The sequence below is a fragment of the Mycoplasma sp. Mirounga ES2805-ORL genome, assembly GCF_017084445.1.
In the GTDB taxonomy this organism is placed as follows: domain Bacteria; phylum Bacillota_I; class Bacilli_A; order Mycoplasmatales; family Metamycoplasmataceae; genus Mycoplasmopsis.
In genome coordinates, this window is the sequence record NZ_CP070947.1 from 480,312 (window position 1) to 493,760 (window position 13,449).

General features: G+C 27.1%; 15 protein-coding genes. 6 read left to right on the forward strand and 9 right to left on the reverse strand.

Features of this window, described 5'->3' with window-relative positions; translation table 4 throughout:
* Window positions 1–27: 27 nt before the first annotated feature.
* From JXZ90_RS02035 to secG, 5 genes are read right to left on the reverse strand one after another with little or no spacing between them, the layout of a single operon-like run.
* On the reverse strand, window positions 28–312 hold the full coding sequence (locus JXZ90_RS02035; protein ID WP_205848117.1) for an antibiotic biosynthesis monooxygenase family protein: 285 nt from the start codon (window positions 310–312) through the stop codon (window positions 28–30).
* Window positions 313–320: 8 nt separating this feature from the next.
* Complete coding sequence (metG, locus tag JXZ90_RS02040; protein ID WP_205848118.1) at window positions 321–1,868, reverse strand: methionine--tRNA ligase; 1,548 nt, start codon at window positions 1,866–1,868, stop codon at window positions 321–323.
* Window positions 1,868–2,680, reverse strand: a complete 813-nt coding sequence (locus JXZ90_RS02045; RefSeq protein ID WP_241003393.1) for a tRNA1(Val) (adenine(37)-N6)-methyltransferase — start codon at window positions 2,678–2,680, stop codon at window positions 1,868–1,870. The genes metG and JXZ90_RS02045 overlap by 1 nt, the downstream gene beginning before the upstream one ends.
* On the reverse strand, window positions 2,646–4,838 hold the full coding sequence (gene rnr, locus JXZ90_RS02050) for a ribonuclease R (RefSeq protein WP_205848119.1): 2,193 nt from the start codon (window positions 4,836–4,838) through the stop codon (window positions 2,646–2,648). Before rnr ends, JXZ90_RS02045 begins: the two co-directional genes overlap by 35 nt.
* Before the next feature lie 4 nt (window positions 4,839–4,842).
* Window positions 4,843–5,076: a preprotein translocase subunit SecG gene (secG, locus tag JXZ90_RS02055; protein ID WP_205848120.1), complete on the reverse strand. Its 234-nt coding sequence runs from the start codon at window positions 5,074–5,076 to the stop codon at window positions 4,843–4,845.
* Window positions 5,077–5,294: 218 nt separating this feature from the next.
* On the opposite strand from secG, the gene JXZ90_RS02060 reads away from it, so the two are divergent.
* From JXZ90_RS02060 to JXZ90_RS02085, 6 genes are all read left to right on the forward strand, one after another.
* Window positions 5,295–6,707 carry a DMT family transporter gene (locus JXZ90_RS02060; protein ID WP_205848121.1) on the forward strand — a complete coding sequence of 471 codons (1,413 nt, stop codon included), beginning with the start codon at window positions 5,295–5,297 and terminating at the stop codon, window positions 6,705–6,707.
* Window positions 6,708–6,770: 63 nt separating this feature from the next.
* Entirely contained in the window at window positions 6,771–7,361 is a 591-nt protein-coding gene (gene gmk / locus JXZ90_RS02065) for a guanylate kinase (RefSeq protein ID WP_205848122.1), read from the forward strand.
* The gene (locus JXZ90_RS02070) at window positions 7,361–8,116 is read left to right on the forward strand and encodes a PP2C family serine/threonine-protein phosphatase (protein ID WP_205848123.1); all 756 of its coding nucleotides are present in this window, start codon (window positions 7,361–7,363) and stop codon (window positions 8,114–8,116) included. Before gmk ends, JXZ90_RS02070 begins: the two co-directional genes overlap by 1 nt.
* Window positions 8,117–8,130: 14 nt before the next feature.
* The gene (locus JXZ90_RS02075) at window positions 8,131–9,129 is read left to right on the forward strand and encodes a serine/threonine-protein kinase (RefSeq protein WP_205848124.1); all 999 of its coding nucleotides are present in this window, start codon (window positions 8,131–8,133) and stop codon (window positions 9,127–9,129) included.
* A gap of 8 nt (window positions 9,130–9,137) precedes the next feature.
* Window positions 9,138–9,986 carry a ribosome small subunit-dependent GTPase A gene (gene rsgA / locus JXZ90_RS02080; RefSeq protein WP_205848125.1) on the forward strand — a complete coding sequence of 283 codons (849 nt, stop codon included), beginning with the start codon at window positions 9,138–9,140 and terminating at the stop codon, window positions 9,984–9,986.
* Window positions 9,968–10,624, forward strand: a complete 657-nt coding sequence (locus JXZ90_RS02085; protein ID WP_205848126.1) for a ribulose-phosphate 3-epimerase — start codon at window positions 9,968–9,970, stop codon at window positions 10,622–10,624. The genes rsgA and JXZ90_RS02085 overlap by 19 nt, the downstream gene beginning before the upstream one ends.
* A 33-nt stretch (window positions 10,625–10,657) precedes the next feature.
* Here JXZ90_RS02085 and rpmB read toward each other — a convergent pair whose 3' ends face one another.
* From rpmB to lgt, 4 genes are all read right to left on the reverse strand, one after another.
* Window positions 10,658–10,852, reverse strand: coding sequence for a 50S ribosomal protein L28 (rpmB, locus tag JXZ90_RS02090; RefSeq protein ID WP_205848127.1), 195 nt, complete (start codon window positions 10,850–10,852; stop codon window positions 10,658–10,660).
* A 95-nt stretch (window positions 10,853–10,947) separates the two neighbouring features.
* On the reverse strand, window positions 10,948–11,526 hold the full coding sequence (locus tag JXZ90_RS02095; protein WP_205848128.1) for a hypothetical protein: 579 nt from the start codon (window positions 11,524–11,526) through the stop codon (window positions 10,948–10,950).
* A 3-nt stretch (window positions 11,527–11,529) separates the two neighbouring features.
* Window positions 11,530–12,447 (reverse strand): NAD(P)/FAD-dependent oxidoreductase, encoded by a 918-nt coding sequence (locus JXZ90_RS02100; protein ID WP_205848129.1) that lies wholly within the window; start codon window positions 12,445–12,447, stop codon window positions 11,530–11,532.
* Between the two features lie 33 nt (window positions 12,448–12,480).
* Window positions 12,481–13,449: a prolipoprotein diacylglyceryl transferase gene (gene lgt / locus JXZ90_RS02105; protein WP_205848130.1), complete on the reverse strand. Its 969-nt coding sequence runs from the start codon at window positions 13,447–13,449 to the stop codon at window positions 12,481–12,483.

The following is a 13,449-nucleotide window of genomic DNA, read 5'->3' on the forward strand; positions in this document are numbered from 1 at the left end:
CAGCTTATTTGCTGTAAATAATTATTCTTAAATTAAAGAGTTATATTTTAAAATAAGTGGTTTATCTTGACACTCTGAAGCAATTGAAGATCACTCAGATTGGCTTTCTTTACTACTTGTAAATTTATCGTATGTTTCTTTAGTACTTCATCTTTCCATAATTAAAAAATTATTATTATCTTTTCAGGCTCCGTCTAATGATAAGTTATATTCTTGCTTCTTGGTTTCTTTTAGCCAATTTGTGATCTTAGTTTCAAAATCGTCTTTGTGTTCAGGTTTTACTTTTAAGTGTTTAATTACTAAATAAATCATTTCTTCTCCTATTTTAATCTTTCAAATAACATAAATGTTTCACTAGTGACTAGTTTATTAAATTTATCAAAATTACTAATTTGATTTAACTCAAAGCCGCTCATGCGTAAAGCTTTTGCAACTTCTTTTATTCTAGATGGTAAAGAAATTTGCATCGCTCATGAAACAGCATATATTCCATTTAACAATCTTACCAAGATATTTTCTAATTCCTCAAGATTATCTTTTTTAGTTCAAGGTTTTGTTTCATCTATATACTTATTTAATTTATTTCCTAATTCAATAACTTCATGAAATGCCTTATCAATTTTATAGTCGTTCATAAATTTAATAAAGTTTAATGGCATTTCTTTAATAGAATTTTCAATCTCAATATGAATATTATCATTGCTTTTCTTATAAACTAACCCACTTTTAAAAGAAGTAGAAATCATTTTGAGAGTTCTTGAAATTAAATTGCCATAGTTATTTACCAAATCTGCATTAACGACTTCTTTAAGTTTTTGCTCACTAAAATTCCCGTCTTCGCCAAAGATAATTTGAGATGCAAAATAGTATTTAACCATTTCTGGATCAAAAGACTTAATCAAATCATTTGGACTTATAACATTATTTAGGGATTTAGACATCTTACGTCCAATATCATCTCTTAGTAATCCATGACTATATATTTTAGTTGGTTGCTTAATACCTAAAGCATTAATGAAAATAGGCCAATAAATAAAATGAAATCTTGCTATTTCTTTACCAAGTATATGAACGATTTCGTCACCTTCTTTTCAATATTTTAGATAATCTTCTTTAGGATTATCTAAATCAAAACCTAATGCTGTTATGTAATTAAATAAAGCGTCCATTCATACATATAATGTGTGTTTTGGATCATCTAAAGTCGGAATTGCTCATTTGACATTAGTTCTGGTAACAGATAAATCTTCTAGTCCTTCTTTTATAAAATTATTCTTCATCTCATTAACACTTTTTATAGGCTCTAGAAATTCGGGGTGATTTTGTGAATATTCAAGTCACCAATTAGCAAATTGACTAGTTTTAAAAAAGTAACTTTCTTCAGCCATATTGATTAATTTATGACCGCTAGAAGGGTGGAAATATTCATTATCTTTAAAAATTGCTTGATTTTTAGTTAAGAATTCTTCATCTTCTATTGAATAAAGACCTTCGTACTTAGACTTATATATAAGTCCTTGCTTTAAAAAATATGAAAATACTTTTTGAACTGTGGCTTCATGGTATTTATTGGTTGTTCTTGAAAAATAATCAAATTCAATACCTCAATCTTTTCACATTTGCTTGTAAGAAGAAACTAGTTCATCAACAAATTCTTTTGGATATTTATTTTGTTTTTGAGCCTTATTTTCTATCTTTTGACCATGTTCATCACTGCCTGTTAAAAATTTAACATCATAACCCATAATCCTCTTGTAATTAGCAATTGTTCAAGCCATTGTTGTGCAATAAAGATGACCTATATGTAAAGGGCCTGATGTGTAATAAATAGGTGTTGTAATATAAAAAGTTTTCTTTTGTTTAGACATTATTTCTCCTTAAATATTTTAATAGGTTTATAAAGTTCTTTTATTTCATCTAAATAAACATGGTCGTTTTTATTTGTGGGATCATGTAAATATAAATTAGGCATAAAATGAACACCATATCCAGCTTGATACCTGCTCTCAACTAAAACAAGTTTAGGCTTATCTTGGACTCTAGGAATGATGAATTGAATTCTTTTAGGTTCAAATTTATATTTACGCATATATTCAAAACAATCAACTAGTCTTTCAACTGGAATAACCAATGTTAAATAACCTTTTTGTTCTATTATTTTAGAACTTCCAAAAATTATTTGCTCTAAATTTATTTTGATTTCATGAGTCGCAATAAGTTTTTCATCTGAAGTATTTTTACTAATTTTAATTTTGTCTACCATAAAAAATGGAGGATTGCATACAATAGAGTCGTACTTTTTATTTTTAGTCTCTTTTATAAAATTTTTGTAAAAAATATTGAAATCTTCATGAATTAAATTTATTTGTTCTTCTTTTGAATTCAATTCAATGTTTTTCTTAGCTAAGTTAAAAGCTCTTTCTTGAATTTCAATAGCATCGATTTTTAGTTTTTTGCTTCTTTCACTTATAAAAATTGATAGTGCTCCATTATTTGTTCCTATTTCCAACATTGTTTTTATTTTATGATTTAAAAAAACAAAATTACCTAATAATATAGTATCAACGGAATAATTAAACATTGTTTTATCTTGATAAACATACAAATTAGAATCAAAACCTAAAGAATTCTTAACAAGTTTTTCATTATTTTTTATCATGGTACTTTTTACTATTTCCATTATTAAAATTATTTTTGTATTTGGATTTATTCTTTAAACTTTGTAAATATTTACCATAGCATGATTTTAACACTGCATCAACTTTACCATTGGTTGGGTCACTTTTGACAATAATTACTTCAACTTCTTGTCCCAACTTATATGTTTTGTTCTTACCAATATATTCTGTTTGACTTTCGCTTAACTCATACTCATCATCAATCATTGTGCTTACATGAACTAGGGCTTCAGTTTTATTTTCAAATTCAACAAACATTCCAAATTTTAAAATACTTAAAATTTGACCTTTTAATAGTTGACCAACTTTAGATTTGTAATATTCGGCATATTTTAAATCATTTGTATCTCTCTCAGCTTGGAGAGCTTTTTGTTCAGATTCTGAATTTGCAATAGCAATTTTTTCCAGTTTTTCAATAACTTCAGAGCGATTAAATTTTTTATTATTAAAGATATAATTTCGCAATATTCTATGAACAACTAAATCAGGGTATCTTCTTATAGGGCTTGTAAAATGACAATATTCCTCACTAGCTAATCCGAAATGACCAACATTATCTGGTGAATAAATTGCTTTAGACATAGTTCTTAAAAACAGCATTTTTAGGAACTCATCATCTCTTTGAGATTTTATTTCTCTAATAATTTTTTGGAATGACTTAGGAGTTATTTCATTTTTGCTAATATTTACTTTAATACCTAATTCATTTAAAACCATTTTAAAATATTCAATTTTTTCTTCATCGGGTTTATCATGAATTCTGTAAATCATAGGTATCTTTTTTCTTGTCAAATATGTAGCTACTTCTTCATTTGCACAAACCATAAAGTCTTCAATCAAAGATTCAGCTCTTCCTGTTTCTTTTGCAAGAATATCTATTACATTACCTTTATCATCACATTTTATATAAGGCTCAACAATTTCAAAATCAATGTATCCTTGCTCATTTTTATAATTTCTAATAATATCCGCTAACTCTACTGCTTGAGTCATCATCTCATTTAGTTTCTTATCTCCAAAAACTAAATTTTCTGAAATAAATTTATTAACCCTATCATAGGTTAAACGATATTTTGAATTAATAATTGAAGGAATTATTTTAGTATTTTGTCTTTTTCCATTTTTATCAACTGTTGTAATTACACTTAAAGTAAATCTATCAACATTTGGATTTAAACTGCAAATTCCATTTGAAAGACTGGTTGGAAGCATTGGAACAACTTTGTGAACCATGTAAATTGAAGTACCGCGTTCTAGTGCTTCATTATCAATGCTCTCGCCTTCTTTTACATAATATGAAACATCAGCAATATGAACACCTAATTCAAAATTGCCATTATCTAATTTTTTTACACTTATTGCATCATCAAAATCTTTTGTATCATCTCCATCAATTGTAACTATCAGTTCGTTTCTTAGATCTACTCTATCATCAATATTTTCATCTTTAATATCTTGTGGAATTAAACTGGCAGCATCTAAAACTTCTTTAGGAAAATCATTTGGAATGTTTTTTTCAATAGAAAGAGCTTTAACGTAACAATTAGGATCGCCTATATTAGAGATCTTTTTAACAATATTTATTTCAAGTAATTTTCCATTGTTACTAATTATTCTAGCTTCAACCACATCTTCTAATCTAGCATCAACATAATTATCATTAATAACAAACTCATAGATTGAAAAATTAGCATTAAGAGGTTTAAAGGCTAATTGATTATATTTTAGAAATAAAACACCAGTTAAAGTGGTTGTTTGACTCTTAATAATTGATTCAACAATTCCGAAGGTTTTCCCATTTTTATCACCTTGAGGTTTAAAGATGCCAACCTTAACCGTGTCTCCATTCATGGCTTTATTAAAATAAATATTAGGAATAAAAATTCCTTCAGTTTCAGAATCGTTTACTTTAAAATCTACGAAAGCAAATTTGCCTTCACCAGCAAATCTAATTTCACCTGTAATAGTATTAATTTTTTCAAGTAAAGAATAAGAATCATCTCTACTTTTATAAATTTTATGCTCAAAAACTAGGTCTTTCAAGATACTAGTTAGTTCTCTATTTTTACTTGGGTGTATTTTGTTTCTTTTAACAATATCAATAAATCTTGAATTAGGATTACCTTTGATATATGCTAATATTTCTTCTTTTTTAATCATGTAATTAATTAATGAAAATCCTTAAAACTATAGTCAATACTATTAAAATAATGCCTAAAGATAACATTGAATATTTAAGGAATTTTTTCATTCCCCTTTCTTTTGAATATTTAAATAATTCAAGGTCTCCTGACCCAACAAGCGCACCTGAAAAACCGTTTGAATCAGGTGACATCATTAATGAAACAACAATTATAATAAATGAAATAATGACTAAAATTACCGTTACTGTTAGCATGTAAACCCCTTTATGAATATAACTAAAATATTATAAACAATATACACTATAATCAAAATTCTAAATGCATAAGTTTATATTTAAAATGTTTAACTATAAATAAGTATAAATAAGTATAAATGATAAATTTGAAAATAAGATTTTAGTAAGATTAATAAAATCATTATAATATTACTATTAATTAAATTAATAATTTACTTAATTTATGAGGAGCAATCATGGCAAGTGTTGATAAATTAAAAAATATAAAAAATAAAATTAGTGATGTTCATGATGAATTTACATTTAAGCCTATTTTGTATAAACGTTTTATTAAAAACGAATCCAATAATAAAGCTTATTCAGAATTATGAAAACAATCAAAATATGAAGTTTCAAAAGGTTTATATGAATATATTTCTAACCTAACAGACTCTAAAAAAAATAATATTTTAAAAAAGAGAGTAAAAAAAGTTGAATACACTTATTTTCCAGTTATTATTTTTTTCTTAATAATTTCTCTAGTCTTTAGTTTTATAATGATTCCTTTCGCCTATTCAGGAAAAACTAATGATATTCTGATAATCATCTTAAGTGTGCTAACTTTCGCATCAGTCGTTGGTGGTGTAATTTCAGCAATATTTTATTTTTTAGCACTTAGAAAAGTGCAATTACTTAAAAATAAATATTATGCAAAATGCTATTCAAATTCAATTAAACTTGAAGATTTAAAAAAAATAGTTTTTGAAAATTCGGGCAAATTAAAATTTTTAGGTAATAAAAATAAAATTGAAATAATTTCTCAAATGAAATTTCCTGATTTACCTGAAGACACAACTGTTGCTTATGACCCTTATTCCCAATTGTACTCTTACAAAGGGATAACAATTAACGTGCAAAATATCCAATTAAGTTATAAACAAGAGCCAGAAAACATAGAATTTAATGAAGAGTTAGATAAATTAATAGAACAACAAAAAATAAATAATAAAGTTAACTTAGATAAAGAAGTACAAGTTGATACAACAGAGAATAAAGATGATAATAAAATTGAAACTATTCTGACTCCAACAAATAAAAAAATAAAAGTAATCAATATGAATCTATTAAATAGTGAATTTAATACTGCATTTATTCCTTTCCATATATTCAATGAATTTAGTTTTTACAAACAAAAATTTCAAGATATTTCATTCTCTGATAAGAACATAGATAAACTATTCAAATTTAAATCAATAAATCAGGATTTATCAAAAATTAAGATTGCTCTAGAAGAATATGCTTGCTCTCCAGCAATAAATAAAATGTTTGTTCCCGAAAATTCAAGTATTAATTATTACAATAATGTCGTTGAAGCAATTTTAGCTATGCCTTCAGATTTTGAGTTTGACTATGATGGTTCAATTCCGTTTAATGACATAACTCCTGTAGTAAGTGAAAATAAATTCGAAAAAGATTTAAGCGATGACACCTCAATTCCAAACTATTTAATAGTTAAAAATTTTGATAAATTTATAAATTATTTTACAACATGCAAATACAACGTAATCGCCCATGTTTATCCTATCATCTATTATCTAATAGATCCACTTAGCCAAATTAAACAATTTAATACCAAGAGTTTTAATGAAATCTTCTTGGAAAAATATTAGTTTAATTAGACTTTAAATTATACTTTTACAATTTTAGGTTGTTTTTAATATAATATTTTGAATATGAATAATACATTAAAACCAATAGTGATAATAACAGGGCCAAGTGGCGTAGGAAAAGGCACAATCGAAAAAATACTCTTTGAGTATAAAGAACTGCATTTAAGATTATCATGTTCCGCGACAACCAGAAAACCTCGCGAAGGTGAAATAGATGGAATACATTATTTTTTTGTTTCAAAGGAAAAATTTAAAAAACATATAGAAAACGATGAACTACTTGAATATAGTTTCCACTTTGACAACTACTATGGAACTCTATTTTCCGAAATAAATAAAATACATACTGAAGGTGATGTTCCGGTTTTGGAGATAGAAACAAATGGAACTAAACAAATTCTTGAAAAACTGAAATCTAGCGATCAATACAGAGTTATCTCTATTTTTGTAACTCCTCCGACCGTGGATGATCTAGAACTTAGAATCAAAAAAAGAAATACCGAGACCAAAAAATCATTAATTAAACGTTTAGAAAAAGCAAAGGAAGAGTTGTCAAATACAAATCTTTTCCAATATGTAATTATCAATGATATACCTGAAAGAGCTGCAAAAGAAATTAGAGATAAACTATTAGAGGAAATGGATAAAAAATAATGAAATATGGAATGAAAAGCGATGTAGGTAGAGTTAGATTAGAAAACCAAGATAGGGTTGGTATTTTTTTCAATAAAAATATTACTTTACTTATTCTTTGTGATGGTATGGGAGGCCACTTTGGTGGTGGATTAGCTTCTAGTACAACACTAAATGTTTTTGATAAAAAATTTAGCACCAATTTCCCAGTAGATAAAATTAATGATCCATATGTAATATCGGATTGATTTAGATCAACTGTTAATTCAGCAAGAAATGAAATGATAAAAATAAGCCATAATGATGAAGCTAAACTAGATATGGGCACAACAGTTACTGCTACCATAATTGACAAAGAAAATAAAATTATTTATGTTTTTAATATTGGTGACTCAAGAACATATGTTTTAACTAGGTACGGTGAAATAAAACAAATTACCATTGATCACAATTTATATAATAAATTAATAGCTGAGGGAGTTCCACCAGTTGAAGCTAAAATGAATAGATATCATGCCGCTTTAACTTCTGCTCTCGGTCCTCAAAAAACAACCAAAATTGAACTTTTTGACGTATCAAAACATTACGATGAAATATCTTTATTCCTAGCCACAAGTGATGGGGTACATGATTTTATCGATTTACCAATTTTAGAACAAATTTTAAGATCCGAACTTGAGCCAGAAGCTAAATGTGAAGAATTAGTTTTTGAAGCTTTAACAAATCAATCTACGGACAACTGCACTGCTGGAATTGTTGTTTTAGATAATAAATAACATTGGAGAAAGATATGAATATCAAAAGAGATAGTATTGTTTTTAAAAAATATAAAGTTATTAAAGAATTAGGTTCTGGAGGTTTTAGTGTTGTCTATAAAGTTCAGCCAAACGACCCTAGCAAACAAAACGAGTTCTATGCTCTTAAATATTTAACAATCGACAAAAACTCAAATAGCAAACCAGAAACAACTCTAAACCGTTTTAGACATGAAATAGAAGTTTATAAAAAAATAAGAAGCGACCGCATTGCAAAATATATCGATTCACATATGAGTCGTAATGAACAATTTATTGTTATGGAATATGTTGAAGGCGAAAATATGAAAGACCGTTTAAGAAAAAACGGTAGATTCATTCCTAAAGAAGCTGTATATTTTGCAGAACAAATTGCTGAGGGCATACAAGAGTTGCATTCATTAAATATTATTCATAGAGATATTAAAAGCAATAACATAATGATTACTAAAACTAGAAATGTAAAAATAATTGATTTTGGTTTAGCGCTAGATGAAGATACACAACGACTAACTGAAACAGCTAAAGTTGTTGGTTCTGTCTATTATATGGCACCTGAACTATGTGTTTCAAATTCACAACCTTCTGTTCAATCAGATATATATGCACTAGGTATTATGCTTTTTGAAATGCTTACTGGTAAGTATCCAATAAGAGGAAAAGACCCGCTTGACACAATAAGAAAACAAAAAACTCAACCTATCCCAGATATTAAAAGTATTGTTGAAATTCCTCAATCATTAGCCAATATAATAATTAAGGCTACTGCCAAAAATCCTGATAAAAGATATTCTTCAATGTATGAAATGAAAGAAGATTTAAAAACATGTTTAAGTCAAAAAAGATATATTGAAAAGCCTCTTGATATCAGAAGAGTATCTAGAAAGAAAACGTTAGCCTCAATAATCAATAGTAGAAAATTTATTATTTCTTCTATTGTAATATTATCTGTTTTATTCATTGCATTATTAATAACTGTAGCTTTACTAGTTTAGGAGATTTTTTGAAAGGAAGAATATACTCAATAAATAGTGGTATCTACCACATTAGAGAAAATAATAATGACCACAACATCTCAGCTGCTGGTGTTTTTAGACACAAAGATATAGTTCCACTTGTAGGAGATTTTGTTGAATTTGAAGAAAATAAACAAATTACAAAAATATTACCTAGAAAAAACGAATTTATAAGACCTAGAATATCGAATATTGATACTATCATTGTTGTTATGTCTATTAAGGAGCCGACAATTAAAAGTATATTAATAGATAAATATTTATCGATAGTTGAAGAAAAAAATATCAAACCTATTATCTTACTAACAAAGAGTGATTTAGGAACTACAGACTTAATTAATCAATATAAAAAAATGGGTTATGAAATTTATGAAATAAGCTATAAAACAAAAGATTGAGTAAAAAATATTTTGGAAAAGCTAAACGGAAAAACTTTTGCATTAATGGGTCAAAGCGGCGTTGGCAAAACTACAATTATTAATCAAATTACTAATCTAAACCTTCAAACGAATACTATTTCTAAAAAAGCAAATAGAGGACGACATACAACAAGAATTGTTCAAATTTATGACATAGCAGGAGGACATTTAATTGATACTCCTGGGTTTAGCAACATAGATCTATTTATGAATAAAATTGAGTTTTCTAAATCATTTGCTATGTTTAGAGAGATATCAAAACAATGCAAGTTTAAAACATGTTTACATGAAAAGGAACCAGAAAATTTATGCGCAGTTAAGACCGCTGTAAAAAATAATATAATCCCAAAATTTAGATATGATAATTACATAAAATTATTACAGGAGTGTGAAAAAGAATGAATCAAAAATACATAACACCATCAATATTAAATGTAGACAAAAATAAACGATTAGACATGGTTAATAATTTGATCGATAATGGTATAAAATGAATCCACTATGATGTTATGGATGGAAACTTTGTACCTAATCACGCAATTGAATTAGAAGAAATTAAAAATATAAATGAAAATGGAAAAAAACATTTAAAAGATGCTCATTTAATGATTACTAATCCATTTGAAGAAATACCTAAATATAAAGATTTAGTTGATTTTATTACATTTCATTATGAAGCGGAAGATCCTAAAAAAATAATGTCTTTTTTACAAAAAAATCAACACGACTACTCTCTAGGAATAGCTATTAAACCTGATACAAAAGTGGAGGAAATTAAAGACTTTCTGCCTTATTTAAGATTAGTTTTAGTTATGTCTGTTGAACCGGGAAAAGGTGGACAAAAATTCATTCCAACAGCAATTGATAAAATTAAAAAGCTAAAAAATATCAGAAGTAAATATTCTTACCAATACATAATTCAAGTTGACGGTGGGATTAATAACGAAACATGCAAAGATGCTTGAAAAGCTGGAGCTGATGCTCTTGTTGCTGGAACTTATATTGTAAAAGAACCAACAAGAGAAAATATTGAAACATTATTAAACAAAAAATAAAAACCTGGCTAAATAGCTAGGTTTTTTATAATACTAAAGAACTACACCTTTACGTTTAATAGTTTTAAGTGTTTTTGCACTAACTCTTAAGGTTACTTTTTGGCCATCAACATTAAAGTTAACTTTTTGAAGGTTAACGTTAAATTTTCTTTTTGACGAGTTTAAAGCGTGTGAACGTTTGTTACCTGTCATAGGGCCTTTACCAGTTAGATAATCTCTTCTTGCCATATCGTTCCTTTCAATGTTTATTTTGTTTTCGGTATAAAAAGTATGTTTATTATACAATAGAATATATTTTTTTATATTTTGAATTTTATTTTACATTATTTTTTATCTTCTATAGTATCCTCTTCAACAACAATTGCTTCCTCAGTCAATAATTCCTCTTCATGTTCATTTGAATATTTACCAAAGGAATTTTCAGAAATATCTATTTTAGATTGTGTTTTCATTGTAGAAACTCAAAATCAAATTAATAACGCAGCAATAACTAATTCACCTAAGGCTAGAAATCCTACTAATAAATATTTAGCTTGATAGAAAATGGAACCTGACCTTAGCCCAAATAAGACAATTAATCCAACTAAAAATATAACACCTTGAATTATTAAACTTACAAAATTAAAAAATTGTATATATTTTCCAAATTTAAATCTATTAAATTCTTTTATTAATCTAATAATTCTAAAAAGAATTAAGAATTGAAATATTGAAAATATCAATTCAAAAAATAGAAGAACTATAGGAAATATTAAATAAGGAGTGAATGAAAAAATAAATGTTAAAAATGTTATGAATTCTAATACACATAGAGGAATTAATCCTCACAAAAACTTATTCTTAGTATTATCAAATTGTTCATCTAACTTATTAACAATTTTGTTAAAGTTATTTTCAATCATAAATTATGATAAATACTCCTGTATATGCTTTGCAGCAATTGCACCATCGCTAGCTGCCGTAATAATTTGACGAATTAATTTATCTCTTACGTCACCAATTGCATAAATTCCATTTACACTAGTTTCCATTTTTTCATTAGTTGGAATGAAGTGATTTTTGCCAACTATATTTAAGTCATTGACAAATTCACTATTAGGAATCAAACCAATAAATGCAAAAATTGCACTAATATTTAGTTCGATCTCTTTTGAAGATTGTTGAACAACTATTGACTCAATTTGATCAGTTCCTTTTATTTCCTTAACTGATGAGTTCATATGTATTTCAATATTGTCGTATTTTTTAAGCGAATCCACAAGCATAGATTCTGCATTAAATTTATTATCTCTAACAATTAGATAAACTTTTTTTGTAAATTTAGCTAAAAATTCTGTTTCTTCAATAGCGCTATTTCCGCCACCTATAACAGCAACTTCCTTATTTTTAAATAAAGGGCCATCACAAGTTGCACAATAGTATATTCCACGTAAATTGAAGCGATCAAAATTAATTATGTCTCTAGGTTCTCTATTTCTTGTGCCTGAAGCAATAATAACTGTTTTTGCTTCTATCTTAGAACCATCTTCAAAATGAATGATTTTCTTTTTATCAGAAAGGTTTTCAACACTTTTCACATTATTGAAAATAGTTTCGGCACCATATTTAACAGAGTGATTATAAATTCTATCAGCAAATTCTGCACCTTCAACTAAAGTATCTCCAAGTCAATTTTCAATTTTGCTTGAATATATTACCTTTCCACCAACCATATATTTTTCGATAAGAACTACCTTTAGACCTGCTCTTGAGGCATATAATGCAGCATTTAAACCTCCAGGACCCGCTCCAATTATTGCAACATCATAATTTGTCTTAATCATATTAATTACTCCTATCTATTATTTATTTATTTTTTATTTAGATACTATTAAATCTTTATTTTTTGATTTCTTGAAAATACTAAATTTTGTTTTTTCAACATAAGCTTTGTATTCCTCTGGGTGAGCATAATCATAAACATATCTTCATTTTCTTCATTCTCTAACATAGTGAACTTTGCTAAAGAATTGAAGATATATAAAGGCAAGAGCACCAATTGCAACAAATATATATGAAGCAATTGTATACATTTGATATGAAGTTTCCCGCAATGGTTCCATCGCAGCACGAACAGTACCATATCATACAAAATATAGCGCGCCTGTTCCACCAGGTTTTAATAATCCAAAATTATTAATAATTCAAACTAGAATTAAATATCCTATTAAGTTTGCAATACCTTCATACAAGAACAATGGATAACGATACAATCCGGGCTCACCTCAAGATTCACTTATTTTATCAGCGATGAACATATTGTCAGCTATCTTATCTCCAAGTCAAGTAACACTTGAACCATCTCAATCAACCTTACCATACAACTCATGGTTAGCATAGTTTCCTCAACGTCCAATAACTTGACCAATTAAAATAGTTGGAATAATTATTGAAGCAACTTTTCTTATATCAAGTTCATTTCGTTTTGAATAAATATAAGTGAAATCAACAATTGATGCCAAAACAACACCACCTTGTATACTTAATCCACCTTCTCAAATTTTATACCAATCCCGAGCCATATTAAATTCCGGTTTCTGTGCTTCTTCAACTAAGTCTCATAAACGAGCTCCGATAAGTGAAAATGGAATTGTTAATAAAATTAAGGTCATTAAGTATTCTCATTTATACTTTTCTCTTTGTCAAAAAATAACAATTGTCAATATAGACGCCAATATACCCATGGTTAGTGTTAATGAATATGTGTGAAATTCATAATTTCACTTAAATATTGGGACAGTAAATAATATTCCAGGTGTATTTGCTTTAATTCCTACTTTATCCAT